Genomic DNA, 24,717 nt, shown 5'->3' with positions numbered 1-24,717 from the left:
TGAATAAATTTAAAACATAATACAATTTATTTAAAGATCTTACAAAATATGAAAATATTAGGAATAGTAATTACAGATGGAGTTGGGTACCGAAATTTTATTTTAAGTAATTTTATAAATGAATGCCTTCTTAAATTTGATGAAATTATCATTTACTCGGGGTTACCTAAAAATTGCTTTAATGATATTGATAATCAAAAAATTCAAATTAAAGAGCTTGATATTTTTAGAGAACATAAAGTAAATTGGATTTTCAGAAAACTCAAAGAAGTTGCTCATATGTATTTGCATAGAAGTAGTTATGGAATTAATAATAATTTAGTTAGAGGATATCCAGCAAATAATTCATTAAGATCATTGCAAATTAAATTTATCTATTTAATTGCATATTTTTTTCATTCAGAAAAAAGTATTTGTTTTTATGAAAAATTACAATTTAAATCATTTAATAAAAATAAAATAACTATTGGTTATATGAAATTATTGAGTGAAAACCTGCCAAATAGTATATTTTTCACCCATCAAAGACCTCCTTATTTAGCTCCGTTTTTAGCAGTAGTAAACAAAGTTAATTTGAAATCTATTTCGTTTATTTTTAGTTGGGATAATTTAGCATCAAAAGGTAGAATGTTAGGGAGGTTTGATCACTATTTTGTTTGGAGTAATCTCATGAAAAAGGAAATGCTTCACTTTTATCCATCAACAAAACCGAAAGACATAACAATTGTTGGAACTCCTCAGTTTGAGCCTTATGTTATGAAAGCTTATGCAATTGATAAAATATCTTTTTTTAAAAAATTTGAATTGAATCCAGCTAAAAAAACTATTTGTTATAGTTGTGCAGATGCAGGAATAGGTGGTAATGATCCTGTTCATATTGAATCAATTATTAAATTCATTAAACAAAGCGAACAAGATTTACAGTTATTAGTTAGAACTTCTCCAGCAGAGGACGGAATCAGGTTTAACGATATTAAATTAAAATATCTTGATATTAAATGGAATATTCCTAAATGGAAACTTTCAAGAGCCAACCATGTTGAAACATGGTCTCAAAGAGTGCCTACAAAAGAAGATATTTCAGATTTAAAATCGATTTTAAAATTTTCAGATTTGAATATTAATATGTGTTCTACCATGAGTTTAGATTTTATGTTATTTGACAAGCCAGTTATAAACACAGTATATGGAAATGTGAATAATGGATTGTATGACGATCAAAAGTTTTTAAATTATGATCACTATAAAAAAGTGGTGGAAAGTGGTGCAGTTGTAATAGCTCATAATGAAACTGAGTTATTTTTTGAAATTAATAAAATTTTGGAAAATCCAACATCTAGAGTGGATCAACAAAATAATCTTTTAAAATTACAAATTGGTAAACCTTTAGAAGGAACTAGTGAAAGGATAGCTAATGTTTTATATAAGTTAAGCTCATGAAAAAATCAATAGCTATTATTTGTGAATACAACCTTTTCCCTGAAAGAATTGGAGGGATGGATCGTTTTTTTGTAGCATTTGATAAAACGTTAAGAGGAAAAGGACATTCAGTTCAATGGTTTTTTAAAAAGGTGGAATCTTTCTCTTTTTATGAAAATATATCCATAATTAGTTCTGAGAATAGGAATGTTGAAGGTTATTTTTTAAATTATTGTAAACAAAATAATTTAAAGTTTGATATTGTAATTACTCATTTTTTACAACCAGTTTCCATTTTTTTTAAGAGGGTTAAATTACAAATGAATCCATATATTATTAACATAGATCACAATCCAAGACCTTTAAATGGTTTTCCATTTAAAAAACGATTAAAAAATAAAATTAAAGGAATTTTATTTGGAAAGTATGTAGATAAAATAGTTGGTGTTTCTAAGTATACAGAACAACATGTTTTAAAAAATTTCGGAAAACATTTAAAAAATAAAACAGTAACTATTTATAATGGCATTGCTATTTCTAATTTTAAAAAGCAATTTATTGAAAGGGAAGATGCTCCATTTAAATTTATTGTGATTTCACATTTAAGAGAGTCTAAAGGAATTCAAGATTTATTAGGCGCATTAAATAAATTAAATAACAAAAATAAGAAATCTATAAAAGTGGATATTTATGGTGATGGTACGTATAAAAATAGCTTGTTAGCATTAAAAGAATCTTATAGTTTGGATACTATTGTTGAATTTAAAGGTAATTCACCAAAAATAAATGAATTATTATATCAATATCATTATTTAATTCAGCCAACATATATGGAGTGTTTTAGCTTATCTTTATTAGAAAGTTTAGCAAGTAATGTTCCTGTTATAACAACCACCGTGGGTGGAAACCCTGAGATTATTAAAAATGGCTTCAATGGGTATCTTTTTGAACCTAAGGATACGAATGCATTGGCTAAAATTATCACGAATATTGTAAATCAAGAAAAAACGATTTCAACGAAAGTAAATACATTAATAGAACAGGAATATACCTTAGAAATAATGGTTCAAAATCATTTAAAATTAATTGAATGCATATAGCTTTTTTAACTTCAGAATATCCACATGCTAAAATATCGAATTCAGCTGGTATAGGTACGAGTATTAAAAACTTAGCAGTTACATTGGTTAACAAAGGTAATATAGTTACTGTTTTTATTTATGGTACGGATTGTAATGATGTATTTGAGGATAGTGGCATTATAATTCATAAAATAACCTATAAAAAATATAAATTTTTAAGCTGGTATTTATATAGAAAACAGCTTGAAACCTATATAAATAAAATTATTAAAAATGACCAAATTGATATTTTAGAAGCACCAGATTGGACTGGAATTACGGCTTTTATGAAATTTAAATGTCCGTTATTAATTAGACTCCATGGAACAGATGCTTATTTTTGTAATTTAGAAGGACGAAAACAAAAATGGAAAAATTATTTTTTTGAAAAGAAAGCTTTAAAATCAGCAGATTATATTACTGCTGTAAGTGAATTTACAGCAAAAAAAACAGCTGAAATTTTTAAGCTGCATAAAACTATAAAAGTGATCTATAATGGGATAGATATCCATAATTTTTCTAATTTAAAAGTTGAGGTTGTTAAAAATTCAATTTTATATTTTGGTTCAATGATTAGAAAAAAAGGAGTTTTAGAATTGGCTTACATTTTTAATGAAGTAATTAATAAAAAGCCTTCTTCAAACTTAATTTTAGTAGGAAAGGATGTTATCGATATATTTGAAAAAAAATCAACAGTACAGTTATTTATGAATAGGTTATCTAAGGAAGCAAAGAAAAAAGTAATTTATAAATCTGAAGTGCCTTATTCTGATGTAAAGCAATATATTGCGAATACCAGCGTCATTGTATTACCAAGTTTTGCAGAAGCGTTTCCAATGACTTGGCTAGAAGCAATGTCTATGGAGAAAGCTTTAGTAACTTCAAATATAGGTTGGGCAAACGAATTAATGATCAATGGTAAAACAGGGTTTATGGAAAACCCGAAAGCACATCAATTATATGCGGATAAGATTTTACAACTATTAAATAATCAGAAGTTAAATAGTGCCTTTGGTAAAAAGGCAAAACAACGCATTGAAACTAGTTTTTCACAAGATCTCATTGGGAAACAAAATATTGAATTTTTTAAATCAATTATTAAAGACAAATGATTTTAGTTTTTCATAATAATGATAAAGTGGTTGAAATTTTTGATTATGCAAATAATCAGGAAATTGAAATCGCTTTGGGTTCTATCCAAGAAAGAATGCTTTCAATAGCCTTTAAAAATAAATCTAGATTTATAGGTTGGTGTCACCATAGTTTAAAAGAAGATTTAAATTTATCTGAATGGAATTCTATTTTAAAACATCAATTACTATTAGTTTCTTTTGAAACTTCTGATCATTTTTATATAACTTCTTCCATTGGATATGTTGAAGATACACCGTTTATAAATGTAAATAAAAAGGTTAAATATCCAACCTGGTTAATGTCATCTGATGTAGGTGTTATACATGCTTCTGTGCTTTTGAAATTTGAATATTTATTGAAATATAGATTAACTCTCAATTTGTTTTTAAACAACATAGCAAAGATAGGAATGAAACAAGGTTTGTTGTGCTATTCTAATCCAAGCTTATTAAAAAAATCATTAGAAAACAAGATAATTAGCAAAAAGAACATTTCAACTATTGATTTACTATGGTTTGTAAAATCAAATTATAGATTTAGATGGATATTACTTTACGGGTTAAATCTTTTTATTTATAAAAAAAGATTTATAATATTCCCTTTTTTTAGAGTACTATTTAAAAATCCAATAAGAAATAAAATATCTTTTGATGATTTAAAGCTAAAAGTTTACAGGAAATCAATTTTACCAACTATTGATGTATTAATCCCAACATTAGGAAGGGAAAAATATTTAAAAGAGGTTTTACTAGATTTGACGAAACAAACATTACTCCCTAAAAAAGTGATTATTGTTGAACAAATTCCAAATAAAGGAGAAACAACTAAATTAGATTTTTTAGCACAGAAATGGCCTTTTGAAATTGACTACACACTAATTTATCAATTGGGAGCTTGCAATTCAAGAAATATTGGTTTGCAAAAAGTTTCTTCTGATTGGGTATTTTTTGCGGATGATGATGTTAGATTTGAAGATGATTTATTGAGAAAAGCATTTAACTATATAGATTGTTATGGTGAAAATGCAATAACTATTAGTTGTTTACAAGAGAATAAAGTAATAAAGCAACAAGTTGTTACTCAATCAAGCACTTTTGGATCAGGCACAAGTATTGTTAAATCAAGTATTATAAAGAAAATTAAATTTGATATGGCCTATGAATTTGGTTATGGAGAGGATAGTGATTTTGGTATGCAATTGCGAAATTTAGGAACGGATATTTTATATGTTCCAACTGTTAAAATGTTGCATCTAAAAGCTCCAATTGGAGGTTTTAGATCTGAAATTTATAGAGAATGGGATAAAGAATTGATACAGCCAAAACCTTCACCAACAGTGATGGTTTATAATTTAAAACACGCCACTGAAGAACAAAAACAAAGTTATAAAACTACTTTGTTTTTTAAGTTTTATAGAATTCAGTCTGTTAAAAATCCAATTGAGTATTATAAATTAATGAATAAAATGTGGGTTAAAAGTATCTATTGGGCTAATTTTTTGATAAAACAGTATTCCAATGAAATTTAGCCTTATCATTTGTACTTATCAACGAAGAGATGCCATTGAAAAATTACTAAACTCAATAGCTGATCAAACTTTATATCCCAATGAAATTATTATTGTTGATGGGTCTAAAAATAATGATACTTTGGATTTCATTAAAACTTCAAATTTTAACAATCTACACTATTTTTTAGTTGATAAACAGAATAGAGGATTAACAAAACAGCGAAATTTTGGAATTTTAAAAGTAGGAAAAGTAAATGAAGTGGTTTGTTTTTTAGATGATGATACCATTTTAGATAGCAATTATTTTAAAGAATTAATACAAACTTATATAAAGGAGAAAAATGCTTTAGGTGTTGGGGGTTATATATCAAATGAGGTAGCATGGTCTTCTAATTTTATTAAGAATGGTTATTGCCTAGATGGTTATTGTAGAAATGAAAGTTTGCGTTTTAAATTAAGAAAGAAATTAGGATTAATTGATGAAACATTACCTGGGTATATGCCAATATATTCGCACGGTAGATCTATCGGTTTTTTACCTTCTTCGAATAAAACTTACCCTGTTGATTTTTTTATGGGAGGTGTTTCTTCTTATAAAAAAGAAGTATTTAACACCATTCAATTTTCAACCTATTTTGAAGGTTATGGTTTGTATGAAGATATGGATTTTTGTTTGCGAGCTTCAAAATTAGGACAGTTATATGTAAACACTGCAGCCAAATTAGAACATCATCACGAAGCTGCTGGAAGACCAAATAAATATTGCTATGGTAAAATGGTTGTTAGAAATGGCTGGTATGTATGGAGAGTTAAATATCCAAATCCAGGTATAAAAGCTAAAGTACTATTTCATCTAAATGTAATAGTGCTTTTAAAAATTAGATTTTTGAATAGTTTTTATGGAATTCATAAAAAAGAGGCATTTACTGAAGCATTGGGTAGATTGGTTGGATGGTTTTCATTATTTTTGAATACACCCAAATAAACTATGAAGTTTGTAATAATTACGCACGTTGAACATAAATCAAATGAACTAGGGATTTTTGCTTACGAACCCTATGTTCGTGAAATGAATTTGTGGTTAAAATATGTAGATGAGGTACAAATTGTTGCGCCTCTTTCTAAAGAAGATATTACTTCAATAGAAAGTAACTATCGGTTTAATAAACAGACCTTCAATCAAGTTGGAGATGACGATTTGGAACTAATTAAAATACCTTCCTTTGATATTACTTCAATGAAGAATGGTATCAATGCAATTTTTAAAATCTCTAAAATTTGTTTTCAAATCTACAACGCCATGCAATGGGCAGATCATATTCATTTACGTTGTCCAGGTAATATTGGCTTATTAGGATGTTTTGTTCAAATTTTATTTCCTTCCAAACCAAAAACAGTAAAGTATGCTGGCAATTGGGATCCTAAAAGCAAACAACCGTTAAGTTACCGTTTACAAAAATGGATTGTTAGCAATACTTTTTTAACTAAGAATTGTAATGTGTTGGTTTATGGTAAATGGCCGAAACAAAGTAAGAATATTGTTCCTTTTTTTACAGCAAGTTATTCAGAATTGGAGATTGAAGATATTATGGTAAGGGATATTTCTGGATTTCAAGAACATACGTTTGATCAAGTTTTAAATGACGAAGAACAACGTCAATCCCAGCTTGACTGGGCATCTCATGATATGGAGCACAATGAACAAATCTCCAATCAAGTTGAAGATAACGAAGAACAACGTCATTCACAGCTTGAATGGGGATCTCATGAAGCTGAATTAAACTTTCTATTTGTTGGTGGTTTAACTCCTGGAAAACAGCCTTTATTAAGTGTTCAAGTTATTCATGAATTAAAGAAAAAAGGATATCTAGTAAAATTAGATATGTATGGAGAAGGAATAGAAAGAACTAATTTGACAGAATATATTTTAGATAACTCCCTAGAAAACGAAGTAAGATTACATGGAAATACTTATAAAGAAATCGTTAAAAAAGCCTATAAAGAAGCACATTTTTTATTATTTATATCAAAATCAGAAGGATGGCCAAAAGTAGTAGCAGAGGCTATGTTTTGGGGTTGTTTACCAATTACAAGTGATGTATCTTGCATTTCATATATGTTAGAAAATAATAAAAGAGGATCTATAGTGAATCCAAGTATTAATGAGATTGTTGAAGTTATTGAATCGTATATTCATAACCCTAAAAAATTCGAAGAACAAGTAGATAAAGCGATGGAATGGTCTAGACAATACACTTTGGAAAAGTTTGAAAAAGAAGTAGGGAAGTTGTTGGTTTAAAAACTTCGTTCTCAGCTTGCCTTGGGGGATCTCATTAAAGAGTAGTTAAAATAAACAGAAAGTATTAAAGTCCGACATGACGAAATTAGTTAATGAGCTAAAAGTTATTCAAATCATAGATTCTCTAAATCCTGGAGGAGCTGAAATGATGGCTGTAAATATAGCAAATGGATTAAATAAGATTGGAGTAAATTCTCATTTATGCGTAACTCGTAAAGAAGGTGATTTAAAAAACAGCATAGTAAAAGGTGTTGGTTATTTGTTTTTGAATAAAAAAAGAAGTTTAGATTTAAAAGCAATTTTAAAATTAAATTCATATGCTAAATCTCATCAAATTAATACTATTCATGCCCATTCGTCTTCATTTTTTATTGCTGTACAATTAAAATTGATAAACCCTTTTTTGAATGTTGTTTGGCACGATCATTACGGATCTAGTGAATCTTTAACAAATAGAAAATCAGTTGCTTTAAAAGTTTGTTCTTATTTTTTTAATAGCACTATTGCTGTAAATAAACTATTATTTGATTGGTCTTTAAAGAAATTGAACACTAAAAATAGATTTTATCTGCCGAATTTTGCAACATTAAATAATAGAATTAAAATTGAAACAGTATTAAAAGGGACTAATGGAAAAAGGATAATTTGTTTAGCAAACTTAAGACCTCAAAAAGATCATTTAAACTTATTAAAAGCCATTAAACTTATTGAAAACGATTTAAATAATTGGACCTTACATTTAGTTGGATTGGATTTATATGATGAATATTCAGATAAAATAAAATCTTTTATAAAAGAAGAAGGATTAGAAAACGCTGTATTTTTGTATGGTAGTCGTTTGGATATTTATCATATACTAGAACAAACAACAATAGGGGTATTGAGTTCCAAATCAGAAGGGTTACCAGTATCATTGTTAGAATATGGTTTGGCGTCTTTACCAGTTGTTGTTACAAATGTTGGAGATTGTTCTCAGGTTATAGAACATATGAAAAGTGGTATGATGGTTCATTCAAAAAATGAAAAAGAATTGGCAGATGGTTTGATGTATTTAATTGAAAATGAATTAAATCGTAGCACTTTTGGTAAAATTTTTTTTAATAAGATTAAAACAGAATTTTCAGAAGAAAGTTTTCTGAAAAAATTAATAAAAATTTATCAATTTGATTAGTTTTTCAAAATATACGCGTTTTTATTTAGCCTTATTTCATCTTGTTTTAGGAGTTTTATTATTATCGGGATCTATTACTAAATACTATTCATTATTAATTGTTGTAATAGGTGTTTTCTCAATTTATAAATCTGAGAACAAGTATAATGAAGCCATATTTTGGAGTGCCTATTTAGTTGGAGGTGAAGTGCTTTTTAGAATGGCTGGTAGTATGGTTTTTCATGAATTACCAAAATATTCAGTTTTACTTTTTTTATTTTTTGGACTTTATATTGAGACAAAAAAACATCATATATCTGTAAGTTATTTAATTTACATTTTATTGTTGCTTATTGGAATTGCTTTTGTGGATATTCCTTTTAATGAATCAATTAGAACGGCAATCGCTTTTAATTTAAGTGGACCAGTTTTATTAGGAGTTGCTTCAATTTATTTTTATAAAAGAAAAATAACCTTGTCTACTATTTTGGATGTGTTATTTGTAGCGGGATTACCAATTATTTCTATGTTAAGTTTTTTATATTTTAAAACACCTGATTTTCAAGATATAAGTTTTGGAGGTGCTGCAAATATTATGGCATCTGGAGGTTTTGGTCCCAATCAAGTTGCAACTTTACTAGGATTTGGAGTTTTTATTTTTGCAGTATTTCTGTTTTTTAAAAAGCGCGTATTTTTTGTGCTGTTTGTAGATGTGTTTGTTTTTATATATCTGGTATTTAGAGGGTTAATCACATTTTCTAGAGGAGGCATGTTAACCGCATTTATAGCAATAACATTTTTTGTTTTTTATTATATTGCTGCTTCAAAAGATAAATTTAAAAATATTGTTAAATATGGGGGTATTATTGTATTAAGTGGAGTTGCTCTTTGGATTTATACATCAAATTTAACCGGTGGTATGCTTGAAAACAGATATACCAATAAAAATGCAGCAGGAGTTACTAAAGATGATATTACAACTGGTAGAATAGATTTATTTAAAAGTGAATTGGATAATTTTTATGAACACCCTTTTTTTGGAATTGGTGTTGGAGGTTCAAAATATGAACGGATGGAAGAGCAAGGAATTGTAGCAGCTTCCCATAATGAATTGAGTAGATTATTAAGTGAACATGGTGTGATTGGTTTGGTTATATTAATATTGTTATTAGTTATTCCTTTGAAACATATTTTAAGGCAACCTCTAATTTTTAGAGCTCTTTTAAGCGCATTCTTAGTATTTTGGTTCTTTACTATTAACCATTCTGCAATGAGAGTTGCATTTCCTGCCTTTATATATGGTTTAAGCCTTGTAACAATTGCAAAAGATGAAAAGAATAGTATACATAGGAAATAATTTAACTAAAAAAACAGCATACAATTCTACAATGGCTACATTAACTGAATTGTTACTACAACAAGGATTTTCTGTAACTGTTTCTTCCGATAAATCAAATAAAATATTGAGATTATTTGATATGGTTATATGTGTTCTTAAGAATAGAAATAAAGTAGATGTACTATTAATAGATACTTTTAGTACATTAAATTTTTATTATGCTTTTGTGATTTCTCAATTTGCTCGATTATTAAACATTAAATATATTCCAATTTTGCACGGAGGAAATTTACCTTTTAGAATAGAAAATTCAAAGTTCACGTCTAAGTTAATTTTTAAAAATTCATATAAGAACATATCACCTTCAATATATTTACAAAAAGAGTTTAGTGCTCGAGGATATAAAACTGAGTACATTCCAAATAGTATCCCTATAAAAGAATATAATTTTAAAGAAAGACAGCATTTAAGCCCAAAAATATTATGGGTTAGGGCTTTTGATAAAACATACAATCCTTTATTAGCTGTTAAAGTATTGAATTTAGTAAAAAAACAATTCGAAAACGCAAAATTATGTATGGTTGGTCCAACTAAGGATGGTACTTTTGAGGAAGTTCAATTATTGGTTGATAAATTAAATTTGACTGAAAACATCAAATTTACGGGGGTTCTTAAAAAAGAAGATTGGCATCAACTTTCAAATGAATATGATATCTTTATAAATACTACAAATATAGATAATATGCCAGTGAGTCTGCTTGAAGCGATGGCTTTAGGACTGCCAATAATTTCAACAAATGTTGGAGGTATTCCGTATTTGATTAAGAATAAAGAAAATGGAATTTTAGTTTCTGCGAATGATGAACAAGAAATGGCAAATGCTATTATTAATATTTTAAATAATCCGGATGAAGCGAATCGATTATCTTTATCAGCTCGTTTATTTTCAGAACAATTTGATATAGAAAAAATCAAAGTTCAATGGTACAATCTTTTGAAATAAATTATTAATGTTAAATAAAATTTATTCTGTTTCTCCAGTTTTTATTCAAAATATGATGCTTTCTATGTATGGATATTATTGGAAGAATAGACGTTTTAGTGGTTGTTTCAAAAATAAACTAGAAAAGTTTAGAGTTCATGATAATTACTCTGAAAGTGAATGGCATAATTATCAAACCTTGGAACTTCGAAAATTACTTATTCATGCATTTACTACAGTTCCATTTTATGAAAAATTATACAAAAAAAATGGCTTTGAGTTAAGTGATTTTGAGAAATTTGAATTAGAGGATTTAAAAAAATTACCATTTTTAGAAAAAGATGAATTAAGAAAATATGGGACTTCTCAATTGTTATCAGCTAAAAAAGAAAAAGGAAAATTTTATTTTAGTAGTGGAAGTAGCGGAACACCTACAAGTATTTATTTAAGCAGAAAATTTCATCAAACTTGGTCAGCGCTTTATGAAGTGCGCGTTAGAAATTGGTCAGGAGTACATTATAAAATGCCAAGAGCTATGATTGGCGGTAGGAAAGTTTTATCAAATTCTAAAACTAAAAAACCATTTTACAGATATAATAAGGCAGAATCTCAAGCGTATTTTTCAGCTTACCATATTTCTGAATCAACGGCTACAGATTATGTAAAAGGATTGTTTGATTCACAAAGCAAATATTTAGTTGGCTATGCAATGAGTATTTATTTGTTGGCAAAAAGTATTTTAAAACTTGAATTGAAAACTCCAAAGTTAAAAGCTGTTTTAACATCCAGTGAAAAATTAACTTATAAAATGAGAGAAACTATTGAAGAAGCCTTTAAATGTAAAGTATTTGATGCGTATAGCGGCGTGGAGGCTTGTGGTTTAATTTCTGAAAATAATAAAGGAGAGCTATTATTTAGTATGGATTCTGGGATTATGGAAGTTATTGATTCAAAAGGGAAATATGTAAATAATGGAGAAATGGGAGAAGTTATTGCGACAGGTTTTTTAAATTATGATCAACCATTGATTCGATACAGAATAGGGGATCAGGTTAAAATTGCAAAAGAACAAAATAATGCAATGCTTAAAATTGATGAAATAGAAGGCAGAGTTGAAGATGTTATAATTGGTAGAAATGGGCAACAAATGGTTCGTTTTCACAGTGTTTTTATAAATATTCCGTATTTAGTTATGAGTCAAGTAATACAACTTTCACTTGAAGAAATTATAGTTAAATTAGTTGTAGAAAAATCGTTTGACACAAATAATGAAAAATTAATTAAACAACGAATAACAAGTCAACTTGGAGGTTTAAGTATTATTTTTGAGTATGTTTTAGAAATCGAAAGAACAAAAAACGGTAAATTTAAGGCAGTAATTTCAAATCTGAGGAATGAGTAAAAAAGTTATTTGGATAATAAATCAAACTGCTGGAAAACCAGATTCTGGTTGGGGAGAACGCCATTTTAATTTTTCAAAATACTGGATTTCAAAAGGGTATAAGGTTAAAATAATTTCAGGTTCATACAATCACCTTTTTATTAATCAACCAAAGATCTCTAACAAAACATTTACACTTGAAGAAATTGAAGAAAATATTACATTTTGTTGGGTAAAAATACCACCATATGATGGGGGAAGTATTTTTAAATTGTGGAGTATGATTGTATTTGCTTTTAAAGTACTGTTTTTAAAAAGTTCCTTGTTAGAAAAGCCATCTAATATTATAGTTTCTTCAATGCCAATTTTTCCAATTTTATCTGGAATTTATTTAAAGAAAAAATTTAATTCTAAAAAATTATTGTTTGAAATTAGAGATTTATGGCCTCTAACTCCAATGTATTTATCTGGATATTCAAAATTTCATCCTATGATAATTTTAATGAGTTGGATAGAAAAAAAAGGATATAAAAAATCGGATAACATTGTATCCTTGCTTCCTAACGCTAGTTCTTATATTAATAAAATATCTGGAGATGCATCAAAATTTAATTGGATTTCGAATGGAATAGATGAAAAATTACTTTTAAAAGAGTCTTTGCCAGACTCAATAATAAAACAAATACCCAATAATAAATTTATAATTGGATACACAGGAACTATGGGAATGGCAAATGCATTGGAGTATTTAATTGAAGCATCTATTTTAATGGTTCAAAATAAGGAAGTTCATTTTGTTTTAGTAGGAAACGGTTACTTAAAGAAAAGTTTAATGCAAAAGACAGCAGGAAATTTAAATATCACATTTATAGATAAAATTAATAAAGGTCAGGTTCAAAGCATTTTAAAACATTTTAATGTTTGTTTTGTTGGCAGAAACGATACCCCTTTATTTGATTATGGTGTTTCCTCAAATAAGTATTTTGACTATATGCTCGCTTCCAAACCGGTTTTAGAATCATCTAATTTTATTAAAAGCCCAGTTGAATTGTCTAATTGTGGAATAACAGTATTACCAGAGAGTGGAAAAGCAATTGTAGAGGGTATTTTAGAATTACAAAAAATGTCAACTAAAAAATTAGAAGGAATTGGTGAAAATGGGCTTATATATGTTAGAAAATATCATAACTTTGGATATTTAAGTGATAAATATCTAAAACTATTTTAATGCCCCCAAAGAACAACAGCTTTTCAATTTCGGAACGTAAATTATTATTGCGTGTTTTTGATGTTGTTTTTGCAATAGAAGGATTGGCAATTATGTCATTTATTTTTGACTTTCATTATTTTAATAGCACAAATGAGAACATTTATAAATGGATGCTAATTTTAGCAGGGTATTTACTGTTATTGGGTCAAATTTTTGAAATGTATAATTTAAAAATTGCCAATGATAAATACCTGGTTTTAAGAAGTGCTATTTTAACTGGAATTTTCACAACCTTATTTTATATTTTCACACCAATAATTACTCCTGTATTGCCAGAAAACAGAATGCAAGTAATTTATTTATTTGTTGCAATAACTGCATCTGTTTATGTTTGGAGGTTGGCCTACATACAATTTATATTTTCACCACTTTTTTTTAATCGTATTATAATAATAGGATCAAATAAAGAGGAAATTTTTAAATTAGTCGAATTGATAAAAACCAAAGCTCCTGATAATTTTATTGTTGGTTATATTTGTTCAGAACCAATTTTAGATCAGTCAATTCAGCGTTTTAATGTAGAAAACACCTCCTTAAATGAGCTAGTTTTAACTCACCATATATCTGAAATTGTTGTAGATAATTATCATAAAAATGAGTTTACAAATAAATACACGCCACAATTAATTTCGCTTTTTAAAAAGGGGTATCATATCACTAGTTCTGAGGAGTTTGTTGAATCTATATCTAAAAAAATTCCTGAAACACATTTAAACGAAAGTTTTTATAATCATTTAACATTTAGTAATAGTCAGCAAAATAGAGCTTATTTAATTTTTCATAGAGCATTTGATGTTATTGGAGCTGTATTTGGAATTTTATTTTTTATTATGATAATTCCTTTTGTACTAATTGGAAATTTACTTTGGAATAAAGGTAGATTATTTTATTATCAGGAACGTGTTGGTAAAGGAGGTGAGTTATTTAAAATAATAAAATTGCGTACCATGATTTCAAATGCCGAAAAATCTGGTGCAGTTTGGGCAGTTAAAAATGACAATAGAATTACAAAATTTGGTAAATTTTTAAGAAGAACCAGACTTGATGAAGTTCCTCAATTTATAAATATTTTAAAGGGCGATATGAGTATTATTGGTCCCAGACCTGAACGTCCGGAATTTGTTGAAGAATTAAGTGAAAATTTTCCTTTCTATACGATTAGAAACGTAATTAAACCTGGATTAACAGGTTGGGCTCAAGTGGAATATCCTTATGCAAGTACCAAAGAAGAGCAATTCGTAAAGCTTCGATATGATCTTTATTATATTAAAGAACGTAACTTATTAATGGATTTTAAAATTGTAATTAAAACAATTAGTACAGTTTTGTTTTTTAGAGGTACTTAGTTCTCGATACAATTTCACTAAGAATTTCATTCTTATTGAAATCACTCGAACTGACGAGTAGTTGTAACTCTCAACATCACTTCTAGTGGTATTTAGAAATACAATGTAAAAAAAATTGTATCTAGTACTGACGGAATTTTCACATAATCAACGTCACTTCGAGTGATTTTTAAAAATGCAATGGAGAAAAATTGTATCTAGTACTGACGGAATTTTTACATAATCAACGTCACTTCGAGTGGTTTTTAGAAATGCAATGGAGAAAAATTGTATCGAGAAGTTAGTATTTAGATTTCACCAAAAATAAATATCTTATTCCCAAAGCAGTTAATAAAGGAATCATAGCACTATTAAATACCTGAATTTTAAACAACCATAAAATTGCCAGAATTAAAATTAAAGCAATTAATAAGATGTTATAATAATAAATCCATTTAGGTAATTTCGATTTCAATAGATAAAAAGCAACAACCAAATTAGGAGCAAAAGCCCATAAGAAATTTAAATTTTTATAAGTAGCTGTATGTGAGGTTGCAAACCATAAAAGTAATACAGCAATTCCAATAATTCCTGTTAAAAAGTAAATTATGAAATCCAACCATTTTGATCTTGCTTTTTTCTTGTAATTTTTAAAAGTGAAATAAACAATAATTAAACTAATTAATAGCAGTGTAAAAAATGGTGTGGATACAAAAGCTAAAGGTTTAATAGAAAGTTCTTTTTTAGGATTAATAATTGTTTTATTCTCTTTTACCAGAGGTTTTATCCCATTATCGGTTGTAATAGTTGCATTTTCAAATGCCTCATAAATATAATCGGGTAAAAATTTATAATCATTTTCTGTAGCTTCTTTATCTATAACAGAACCCAGAGCTAAATCAATTCCAAATTTTCCCCATTTTTGATTTTTAGTATAATCGGCTATTAGATCTCTATGAGATTTATGTGTGGTAATATGGTTGTTATGAAAAGTAACCTTGTCATTTAAAACAGTTTTTATAACATCTTCAATTTTTGTTGAACAATTGTCGTAGAAAAAATCGTACTCATAATCTTTGTTTTCTGGTTTTGCATTGTTTTCTAAAAATTCAAATGTAGCTTGAACTTCATTATAATTCAGGTCTAATTCCTGCGTTTTAACCCATCTGTTTTCATAATTATAAACTTGTAAAAAATACCCAAATCGGGTAGTGGATAGTTGGTAGGTTAGTTTCCCTTTTGCAAAATTGAGATAAAAATTAGGAGCATTAAAATTAAAGGTTCCATAATTATAAATTTTATCTAATTTATTAACAGCATCGTACACTCTAAAAGCACTATGCCCAAATGTAGAATAAAGTTCATCTCCTGGACCACAAGTAACTACACTAATAGTTGCTTTGTCAGATAGTTTAATCTGAGCATAAGATATAACTGAAAATAGAAAAAGAAAAAAGGTAAATAATGGCTTAATTTTCATCAATTAATAAATGTTATTTTAATAGAATTTTAAAATTAGTTGAAATAATCAAAATCTACTTTTATAGAAAATATGTTTGAATATAATGCATTTCCAACAGACGCAATATTAGTTAAAGCATAATCAATTTGGATTCCTTTATAATTAAAGCCAACTCCAAAATTTGGTTGAAAAACTACTTCTTCCGAAGTATCAAATTGTAACTCTTTTTGAATATTTCCAACACCAGCTCGTAAAAAAACCATATTTAAATAATCTAATTGAAACCCAACTGCTGGGTCTATACTTACAAAATCAGTTGAAATAATATCATTTGTTTTTGTAAATCTCATATTTAAATCAACTTCCGTCAATAAATTGAAATCTTTAGAAATAGTATATTTTCTTGCAATTCCTAATTGTGCTTTTGGTAAGGTAATCTCATTTGTTTCAGGTAATTCCTGATTTTGGTCTGGAATTGAATTTTTAATTTTTTCGAATTCAGCTTCATCAATACTCCAGGAATTAAAAGTAGTTGTAATATCTCTTAACATTAAACCATATTTCCAATCATTTTTTTCATATTGAACACCGGCATCTAGTCCGAACCCCCAGGAAGTAGCAAATTTCCCAATAATTCTTCTTACAATTTTAGTGTTTAAACCTAGGTTAAGACCTTCAATTGGTAAACTTCTGGCATATGATAAATTTAATGCATAATCAGCTGCCGAAAATAAACTTATTCGATTATAATCTATATTTCCCTCATTGTCAATAAGTTCCGTAGTATTTAAAATATCATCTACTCCAAATCTTATTAATGAAATACCAACAGCGCTTTTTTCATCAACAGCCATTGCAAAACCTATATAATCATACTTTGCAATTCCTGCAAAATATTCTGCATGCATTATTGCACCTTGATAATCTTTAATTCCTACTAAACCAGCTGGATTCCAGTAATTTGAATTTACATCGTTACTTGTTGCTACAACAGCTTTACTCATTCCAAAAGCAGCTGCATCTACGCCAATATTTAAAAATTCATTCGAATATTTTCTAACTGATTGAGCAGATACTAATTGAATTGAAAATAAAAAAATGAGTATATATTTTTTCAAGGTGAATTATTTTTAAACGAAAGTAAAAAAACTTTATAAGTTAACGTTGAATTTTAAGAAATAATATGTTGAATAAAATGCAATATCCTTTTTTCGCTCCACAATAAATCCTTTCCAAAAAAAGAAGTATTAAATCCAACATGACCACCATATTTGGGAACTTCTAAGGTTAAATATTTATGATTTTTTGCTGCTTCAAAAGGATAACAACTTTCGGATAAAAAGGAATCATCAAGCGCATTTATTAATAAGGTTGGTAGATTAATTCCTTCTAAAAATTGTTTTGAACTGCATTTTTTCCAATAATCATGCGCGTTTTTATATCCAAAAAGGGGCGCGGTAACGGCATTGTCAAAATCCCTAAAATTTTCAGCATTTAATATTGCCTCTTTATTTAGTCCACTATTTGGAAATTTTTCCAACTTTAATATCGATTTTTCCTTGAGAGTACTCATAAATCGATTCAAATAAACAGCATTATGCCATTTAGACAATACATTTGACGAACCTTCCAAGTCACAGGGAGCAGATACTGCAATTGAACCTTTAATGATTGATGGAGTTTCTGAATTTTCACCCATATATTTTAAGGTAATATTTCCTCCCATACTGTAACCCAACAAAACAATATTTTTATAATTGTAATGAGTTAAAATATAATTTATGATTAAGGAAACATCGTCGGTTTTTCCACTATTGTACGAGTAAACATTGTTATTATCTTCACCACTACAACCTCTAAAATTGACAGAAACACAGTCTATATTGTTTAAATTTAAGTAGTTAACAACGGAGACTATATATTTTGATTTAGAGCTACCTTCCAATCCGTGCATTGCAATTACTAATGTGTTTGAGTTTTTTAATGAAAAATCCAAATCAATAAAATCATTATCGCTCGTTTCAATCCGGGTTCTTTTATAAATAATTGTTTCGGAATTAAACAATGTTTTATAAACCGTGTTAAAATGATGATTTTTAAATAGTAACGAGGGTTTGTAACTAGATTCAATTATTGGCATATAAAAAAGAGATATTTAAAAAATAAATATAATTAATCTTTCTGAAAAACATTTTGTTAAATTTACTGAAATTTATAAAAGATGTTGATTAAAAAATACATTCCAAATTTATTAACCTTATTAAACTTATTATCAGGAACTATTGCAGTTATATATGCTGTAAATGGTGAATTGGTAATTGCAGCTTATTTAGTGTTTTTAGGAATATTTTTTGATTTTTTTGATGGTTTTTCGGCACGTTTATTAAATGTTCAGGGTGAATTAGGAAAACAATTAGATTCGTTGGCAGATGTTGTTACAAGTGGAGTAGTGCCAGGTATTGTAATGTTTCAGTTGTTATCTAAAATAGTTCACGAAAATTGGGTTGATGGTTTATCTTGTGAAGTTGGCAATTGGGTTTCTTTTAGTGAAAGTCATTGGCATTGGTTACCTTTTATGGGTTTGCTATTTACCTTGGCAGCAGCCTATAGACTGGCTAAATTTAATATAGATGAACGTCAAACAAGTTCTTTTATAGGTTTGCCAACACCAGCTGCAACTTTGGTTGTTTTGTCTTTGCCACTAATTTTAAAGTTTAGCTCTGTTCAATTTGCTACTAGTTTAATTGAAAATAAATGGTTTTTAATAGGAGTAACATTATTACTTTGTTTTTTAATGAATGCAGAAATACCGTTGTTTTCATTAAAATTTAAGGATTATAGCTGGAAAAACAACAAAGTGAAATTTGTATTTATTTTAATAACGGCATTGTTATGCGTGTTATTTCAGTTTGTGGCAATACCAATTGTTATTTTAATTTATGTAGTAATGTCGCTCCTTCAGAATAAATAATGTTTTTATTCTATTTGATAGAGAAGAATCTCTGCGTAAATTTAAAATTTCTTCTTTTTCAATTCAAAATCTTTACCTAAATAAACACGTCTAACGGTTTCATCTGCAGCAAGTTCTTCAGGAGTTCCTTCTTTTAAAATACCTCCTTCAAACATTAAGTATGTTTTATCTGTAATAGCCAACGTTTCCTGCACATTATGATCAGTAATAAGAATACCAATATTTCTATCTTTTAAATGGGCTACAATACTTTGAATATCTTCAACCGCAATAGGGTCTACCCCTGCAAAAGGTTCATCTAATAAAATAAATTTTGGATCTGATGCCAATGCTCGGGCAATTTCAGTTCTTCTACGTTCTCCACCAGATAATAAATCTCCACGATTTTTACGAACATGACCTAAACTAAATTCTTCAATTAAAGATTCTAATTTATCCTTTTGTTCCTTTTTTGATAAATCAGTAAATTGAAGGACTGACATAATATTATCTTCAACAGATAATTTTCTAAACACAGAAGCTTCCTGTGCTAAATAACCAACACCTTCCTGCGCTCTTTTGTACATTGGAAAGTCCGTAATTGGCTGATCATCTAAATAAATTTCCCCTTCATTTGGTTTTATCATACCAACTATCATATAAAATGAAGTAGTTTTTCCTGCTCCATTTGGACCTAAAAGCCCAACAATCTGACCTTGTTCAACCTCAAGAGAAATTCCTTTTACAACATATCTGCTACCGTATTTCTTTTTGATATTTTCAGCTCTTAATTTCATTTTGAATAGTTGTTAAATCGATAAATTGTTTAAATGTAAAATTGTTTAATTTGGTCTTTATTATCTTAATAGAACTCTTAACCCTTTGATTCCAGTTCTTCCCAAAATTCATAGGCTCTTCTTAAATGGGGTATCACTATGGTACCACCAACTAAAGTTGCAATGGAAAGTGTTTCCATAACTTCTTCTTTAGTAATACCTTCATTATAAGCTGTTTCAAGATGGTATTTTATACAATCATCACATCTTAAAACTGTTGAAGCCACTAAACCTAATAATTCTTTTGTTTTAACGTCTAAATGTCCTTTTTTAAATGCATTTGTATCTAAATTAAAGATTCTTTTAATGACTTTATTGTCTTCAGCCAAAATTTTATCATTCATTTTTAATCGATACGCATTAAATTCTTCAACTTGATTAGGCATTTTGCTTTTCTTTTTTAAGTTCTCGTTTAACAACTATTTTAGAAATAATAATACTCACTTCATATAAAACCATAATAGGAATACCTACAATTACTTGGCTAATAATATCTGGTGGTGTGATAATTGCAGCTAATATCAGGACTACAACCAATGCATGTTTTCTATATTTTTTTAAAAAATCTGGAGTAATAAGTCCCATTTTTGTTAAGAAAAACATCACAATAGGTAGTTCAAATATTAAACCAGAAGCCAATGATGATGAGCGTACAAGTGAAATGTATGACCCTATAGTAATATTTCGTTCAACTACTTCACTTACAGAATAATTTCCTAAAAAATTTACAGAAAGAGGTGTTACTAAATAGTAACCAAATAATACACCTATAAAGAATAAAATTGAAGATATAATAATGAAGATGGAAGCTCCTTTACGTTCTTGCTCATACAAGCCAGGGCTTATAAATTTCCAAAACTCCCATATTATAAATGGAAATCCAATTATAAATCCAACCGTTAATGAAGTCCAAATGTGTACACTAAATTGTTCAGCCATCGCCAAACTTTGAAAAGTAAAAGGGATGTTATCTATACATAAGCCATCTGTGCCAAATACTTTAGATACTTCACAAAAAAAACGATATGTAATAAAATTGGCGTCTTTTGGTGCAAATAGAATTGTATTAAATACAAAATCTTTCATGATAAACGCTCCAATTGCAAAAATAAATACAACAGCTGTGGAGCGTACTAAATGCCATCTTAGTATTTCTACATGGTCTAAAAAAGACATTTCTTTTTCTTCTTTTATTTTTTTGGCCATTTTAAAAAATTCCTTCTTTTAATAAATCATGCAAATGTACAACTCCTACATATTTTGAGCGGTCTTCAACTAAAATTTGTGTAATATTATTTCGTTCCATAGTTTCCAGAGCTTCAGCAGCCATAGCATCCACTGAAATAGTTTTAGGATTTTTTCCCATTATATCCTTTGCAATTAAACTGCCAATATCTAAATTGTCTTTTAGCATTCTTCTTAAATCTCCATCAGTTATTATTCCAACAATTTTATCGTTTTCTATTACAGCAGTGGTTCCTAAACGCTTTTTTGAAATTTCTATAATAACATCTTTTATTGGAGTTTGTGGATGTACCACTGGTAACTCATTTTTATCAATTAAATCATGAACTCTTAAATATAATTTTCTTCCTAATGATCCCCCAGGATGATATTTGGCAAAATCTTTACTTGAAAAATTGTTTTTCTCTAACAAACAAACAGCCAAAGCATCACCAATAACTAATTGAGCAGTTGTACTTGATGTTGGTGCTAAATTATTTGGACAAGCTTCTTTTTCAACATATGAATTAATAACAAAGTCTGCATGAGTGCCTAAAAAGGATTCTAAATTTCCTGTAATTGCCACCACTTTGTTGCCGTAATTTTTAATTAAAGGAAGTAATACCTTAATCTCGGGTGTATTTCCGCTTTTTGAAAGACAAATTACAACATCATTTTTTTGAATATTTCCTAAATCCCCGTGAATAGCATCCGCAGCATGCATAAATATGGCTGGTGTTCCGGTGGAATTAAAAGTTGCTACAATTTTAGTTGCAATATTTGCACTTTTCCCAATACCAGTAACAATTACTCTTCCATTTGAAGAATGAATAAAATTTACAGTTTTTGTAAAATCTTCATTTAATAAATTTGCTAAATTCGCAATTGCTTCGCTTTCATCCAAAATTGTTTGTTTAGCGATATCTATAATTGTATTTTTATTTTTCAAAAGATTAAGTTTTACTATTAAAAAAAAGTTTTATCTTTAATGAAAACAAAAATATATTTATTTAATTAGAAATTGAATAAAGTAATAGAAAAATAAAAAATTGATTATTAAATATGAAAGTTTAATTCATATTTATTTTAAATAATTAGAAGTTCAAAAGATAGAATGACAAGTAAAGACATTGATATTTATAAGGAATTAAAGACTTATTTTGGTTTTAATAAGTTTAAGGGATTGCAAGAGGAAGTAATAAAAAGTATTCTTGATGGTAATGATACATTTGTTATTATGCCAACTGGAGGTGGAAAATCGCTTTGTTATCAACTACCTGCATTAATTCAAGAAGGTACGGCAATTGTAGTTTCTCCATTAATAGCTTTAATGAAAAACCAGGTAGATGCAATTAGAGGGATTTCTTCACATAAAGGAATTGCACACGTTTTAAATTCATCGTTAAATAAAACAGATGTAGCTCAGGTTAAAAGTGATATTGTAAATGGCATAACAAAATTATTATATGTTGCTCCTGAATCGCTTATTAAAGAAGAGTATGTAGAATTTTTAAAATCTCAAAAAATTTCATTTGTTGCAATAGATGAAGCGCATTGTATTTCTGAATGGGGACATGATTTTAGACCAGAGTATAGAAATTTAAGGTCTATTATTGAGAGAATAGATGATGTACCAATTATAGGATTAACTGCAACAGCCACAGAAAAGGTTCAGGAAGATATCTTAAAAAACTTAGGAATGACTACTGCTAAAACATTTAAAGCATCTTTTAACAGACCTAATTTATATTATGATGTACGCTTAAAAACCAGTAATATAAACTCTGATATAATTCGTTTTATTAGGTTGCACTTAAATAAATCGGGTATTATTTATTGTTTAAGTAGAAAAAAGGTTGAAGAAATTGCACAGGTTTTGCAAGTTAATGGAATTAAAGCAGTGCCATATCACGCAGGATTAGATGCAAAAACACGCGCAAAACATCAGGATATGTTCTTAATGGAAGATGTAGATGTTGTAGTAGCTACCATTGCATTTGGTATGGGAATTGACAAACCTGATGTTCGGTTTGTTATACACCATGACATTCCAAAAAGTTTAGAAAGTTATTATCAGGAAACTGGTAGAGCCGGTCGTGATGGAGGAGAAGGACATTGTTTAGCATATTATTCTTATAAGGATATTGAGAAGTTGGAGAAATTTTTATCTGGAAAACCTATAGCTGAGCAAGAAATTGGAAATGCTTTGTTACAGGAAGTTGTAGGGTATGCAGAAACTTCAATGTCTCGTAGAAAATATTTATTGCATTATTTTGGTGAAGAATTTGATGAAGTTAATGGTTTAGGAGCCAATATGGACGATAATGTTAGAAATCCTAAGAAAAAGCATGAAGCAAAAGACGATTTAAAAACGCTGTTGGAATGTGTTAAACTTTCTAATGAAAAATACAAATCTAAAGATATTGTTAGTATTTTAATAGGAAAAGTAAATGCGCTAATTCATTCTCATAAAACAGATCAACAACCTTATTTTGGGTCGGGTAAAAATCAAGATGATAAGTATTGGATGGCACTTATTAGACAGGCGTTGGTAGCTCGTTTTATTAGGAAGGAAATTGAACAATATGGTGTTGTGAAAATTACAGATAAAGGTCTGGATTTTATTGAAAAACCTGAGTCTTTTATGATGACAGAAGATCATATGTATGAAGAAGGTGATGATATTACAATTGTTACAAATTCAAAAGCAGGTGGTTCTTCTGCAGATGAAGTTCTTATTAAATTACTAAAAGAACTTCAGAAAACAGTTGCTAAAAAAAATGGGGTTCCGCCATATGCTGTTTTTCAAGAAACTTCATTAGATGATATGGCTTTAAAATATCCAATTACAATGGATGAATTAAAGAATATTTATGGAGTTGGCGAAGGTAAAGCACGAAAATTTGGAAAACCTTTTATTGATTTAATAGCAAAATATGTTGATGAAAATGATATTTTAAGACCTGATGATTTTGTTGTAAAAAGTACAGGTGTAAATTCTGGATTAAAATTGTATATCATTCAAAATACAGACAGAAAACTTCCTTTGGAAGATATTGCAAAGGCTAAAGGTTTGGAATTCAAGGAATTGATAGAGGAGATGCAGCGTATTGTTTATAGTGGTACAAAAATTAATATTAATTATTGCATCGATGAATTATTAGATGAAGATCAACAAGAAGAGATTTTTGAATACTTTATGGAAGCAGAGGATGATAGTATTCAAAAGGCATTAGATGAATTTGATGGAGATTATGACGATGACGAATTAAGGTTAATGCGTATTAAGTTTATTAGTGAAGTTGCCAATTAATA

21 protein-coding genes are annotated in these 24,717 nt (G+C 28.2%); 14 read left to right on the top strand and 7 right to left on the bottom strand.

The features are described from left to right. Positions 1 to 48: 48 nt before the first annotated feature. The 12 genes from CHB63_RS04340 (at position 49) to CHB63_RS04285 (ending at position 14,951) form a co-directional block, all read left to right on the top strand. Positions 49 to 1,440, top strand: coding sequence for a hypothetical protein (locus CHB63_RS04340; RefSeq protein ID WP_089377178.1), 1,392 nt, complete (start codon positions 49 to 51; stop codon positions 1,438 to 1,440). Then, positions 1,437 to 2,519 carry a glycosyltransferase family 4 protein gene (locus CHB63_RS04335; RefSeq protein ID WP_089377177.1) on the top strand — a complete coding sequence of 361 codons (1,083 nt, stop codon included), beginning with the start codon at positions 1,437 to 1,439 and terminating at the stop codon, positions 2,517 to 2,519. Before CHB63_RS04340 ends, CHB63_RS04335 begins: the two co-directional genes overlap by 4 nt. Beyond that, entirely contained in the window at positions 2,510 to 3,652 is a 1,143-nt protein-coding gene (locus CHB63_RS04330) for a glycosyltransferase family 4 protein (RefSeq protein ID WP_089377176.1), read from the top strand. The genes CHB63_RS04335 and CHB63_RS04330 overlap by 10 nt, the downstream gene beginning before the upstream one ends. Next, a complete protein-coding gene (locus tag CHB63_RS04325) occupies positions 3,649 to 5,202 on the top strand; it encodes a glycosyltransferase family 2 protein (RefSeq protein ID WP_089377175.1) in 1,554 nt (517 codons plus the stop codon). The genes CHB63_RS04330 and CHB63_RS04325 overlap by 4 nt, the downstream gene beginning before the upstream one ends. Then, positions 5,192 to 6,169 (top strand): glycosyltransferase family 2 protein, encoded by a 978-nt coding sequence (locus CHB63_RS04320; protein WP_089377174.1) that lies wholly within the window; start codon positions 5,192 to 5,194, stop codon positions 6,167 to 6,169. The genes CHB63_RS04325 and CHB63_RS04320 overlap by 11 nt, the downstream gene beginning before the upstream one ends. 3 nt (positions 6,170 to 6,172) lie before the next feature. Continuing rightward, a complete protein-coding gene (locus CHB63_RS04315) occupies positions 6,173 to 7,483 on the top strand; it encodes a glycosyltransferase family 4 protein (protein WP_089377173.1) in 1,311 nt (436 codons plus the stop codon). 76 nt (positions 7,484 to 7,559) lie between these two features. Further along, complete coding sequence (locus CHB63_RS04310) at positions 7,560 to 8,654, top strand: glycosyltransferase (RefSeq protein WP_089377172.1); 1,095 nt, start codon at positions 7,560 to 7,562, stop codon at positions 8,652 to 8,654. After that, positions 8,647 to 9,990: an O-antigen ligase family protein gene (locus CHB63_RS04305; RefSeq protein WP_089377171.1), complete on the top strand. Its 1,344-nt coding sequence runs from the start codon at positions 8,647 to 8,649 to the stop codon at positions 9,988 to 9,990. Before CHB63_RS04310 ends, CHB63_RS04305 begins: the two co-directional genes overlap by 8 nt. Beyond that, positions 9,962 to 10,975, top strand: a complete 1,014-nt coding sequence (locus CHB63_RS04300; RefSeq protein WP_089377170.1) for a glycosyltransferase family 4 protein — start codon at positions 9,962 to 9,964, stop codon at positions 10,973 to 10,975. The genes CHB63_RS04305 and CHB63_RS04300 overlap by 29 nt, the downstream gene beginning before the upstream one ends. A 7-nt stretch (positions 10,976 to 10,982) precedes the next feature. Further along, positions 10,983 to 12,356, top strand: coding sequence for a phenylacetate--CoA ligase family protein (locus CHB63_RS04295; protein ID WP_089377169.1), 1,374 nt, complete (start codon positions 10,983 to 10,985; stop codon positions 12,354 to 12,356). Then, a complete protein-coding gene (locus tag CHB63_RS04290; protein ID WP_089377168.1) occupies positions 12,349 to 13,563 on the top strand; it encodes a glycosyltransferase family 4 protein in 1,215 nt (404 codons plus the stop codon). Before CHB63_RS04295 ends, CHB63_RS04290 begins: the two co-directional genes overlap by 8 nt. After that, positions 13,563 to 14,951, top strand: coding sequence for an exopolysaccharide biosynthesis polyprenyl glycosylphosphotransferase (locus tag CHB63_RS04285; RefSeq protein WP_089377167.1), 1,389 nt, complete (start codon positions 13,563 to 13,565; stop codon positions 14,949 to 14,951). The genes CHB63_RS04290 and CHB63_RS04285 overlap by 1 nt, the downstream gene beginning before the upstream one ends. A gap of 280 nt (positions 14,952 to 15,231) precedes the next feature. On the opposite strand, the gene CHB63_RS04280 is transcribed toward CHB63_RS04285, so the two are convergent. Genes CHB63_RS04280 through CHB63_RS04270 form a run of 3 tightly spaced genes read right to left on the bottom strand, consistent with a single transcriptional unit; the run spans position 15,232 to position 18,532 of the window. Next, positions 15,232 to 16,410 (bottom strand): lipoprotein N-acyltransferase Lnb domain-containing protein, encoded by a 1,179-nt coding sequence (locus CHB63_RS04280; RefSeq protein ID WP_089377166.1) that lies wholly within the window; start codon positions 16,408 to 16,410, stop codon positions 15,232 to 15,234. A 35-nt stretch (positions 16,411 to 16,445) separates the two neighbouring features. After that, a complete protein-coding gene (locus tag CHB63_RS04275) occupies positions 16,446 to 17,510 on the bottom strand; it encodes a putative type IX sorting system protein PorV2 (RefSeq protein ID WP_089377165.1) in 1,065 nt (354 codons plus the stop codon). 53 nt (positions 17,511 to 17,563) lie between these two features. After that, positions 17,564 to 18,532, bottom strand: coding sequence for a YheT family hydrolase (locus CHB63_RS04270; RefSeq protein WP_089377164.1), 969 nt, complete (start codon positions 18,530 to 18,532; stop codon positions 17,564 to 17,566). An 81-nt stretch (positions 18,533 to 18,613) separates the two neighbouring features. On the opposite strand from CHB63_RS04270, the gene CHB63_RS04265 reads away from it, so the two are divergent. Beyond that, positions 18,614 to 19,363, top strand: coding sequence for a CDP-alcohol phosphatidyltransferase family protein (locus tag CHB63_RS04265; protein WP_176420238.1), 750 nt, complete (start codon positions 18,614 to 18,616; stop codon positions 19,361 to 19,363). Positions 19,364 to 19,404: 41 nt separating this feature from the next. On the opposite strand, the gene lptB is transcribed toward CHB63_RS04265, so the two are convergent. From lptB to CHB63_RS04245, 4 genes are all read right to left on the bottom strand, one after another. Continuing rightward, positions 19,405 to 20,139 carry an LPS export ABC transporter ATP-binding protein gene (gene lptB, locus CHB63_RS04260; RefSeq protein ID WP_089377163.1) on the bottom strand — a complete coding sequence of 245 codons (735 nt, stop codon included), beginning with the start codon at positions 20,137 to 20,139 and terminating at the stop codon, positions 19,405 to 19,407. A 77-nt stretch (positions 20,140 to 20,216) separates the two neighbouring features. After that, positions 20,217 to 20,564 (bottom strand): carboxymuconolactone decarboxylase family protein, encoded by a 348-nt coding sequence (locus tag CHB63_RS04255; protein WP_089377162.1) that lies wholly within the window; start codon positions 20,562 to 20,564, stop codon positions 20,217 to 20,219. After that, complete coding sequence (gene tatC / locus CHB63_RS04250; RefSeq protein ID WP_089377161.1) at positions 20,557 to 21,384, bottom strand: twin-arginine translocase subunit TatC; 828 nt, start codon at positions 21,382 to 21,384, stop codon at positions 20,557 to 20,559. Before tatC ends, CHB63_RS04255 begins: the two co-directional genes overlap by 8 nt. A 1-nt stretch (position 21,385) precedes the next feature. Next, the gene (locus CHB63_RS04245) at positions 21,386 to 22,351 is read right to left on the bottom strand and encodes a KpsF/GutQ family sugar-phosphate isomerase (protein ID WP_089377160.1); all 966 of its coding nucleotides are present in this window, start codon (positions 22,349 to 22,351) and stop codon (positions 21,386 to 21,388) included. A 165-nt stretch (positions 22,352 to 22,516) separates the two neighbouring features. Here CHB63_RS04245 and CHB63_RS04240 point away from each other — a divergent pair, with 165 nt between their 5' ends. After that, positions 22,517 to 24,715, top strand: coding sequence for a RecQ family ATP-dependent DNA helicase (locus CHB63_RS04240; RefSeq protein ID WP_176420236.1), 2,199 nt, complete (start codon positions 22,517 to 22,519; stop codon positions 24,713 to 24,715). The last annotated feature ends 2 nt before the right edge of the window (positions 24,716 to 24,717 follow it).

This window comes from Lutibacter flavus (genome assembly GCF_900188355.1).
Lineage (GTDB): Bacteria > Bacteroidota > Bacteroidia > Flavobacteriales > Flavobacteriaceae > Lutibacter > Lutibacter flavus.
This window is presented reverse-complemented; position numbering and strand designations above follow the sequence as displayed.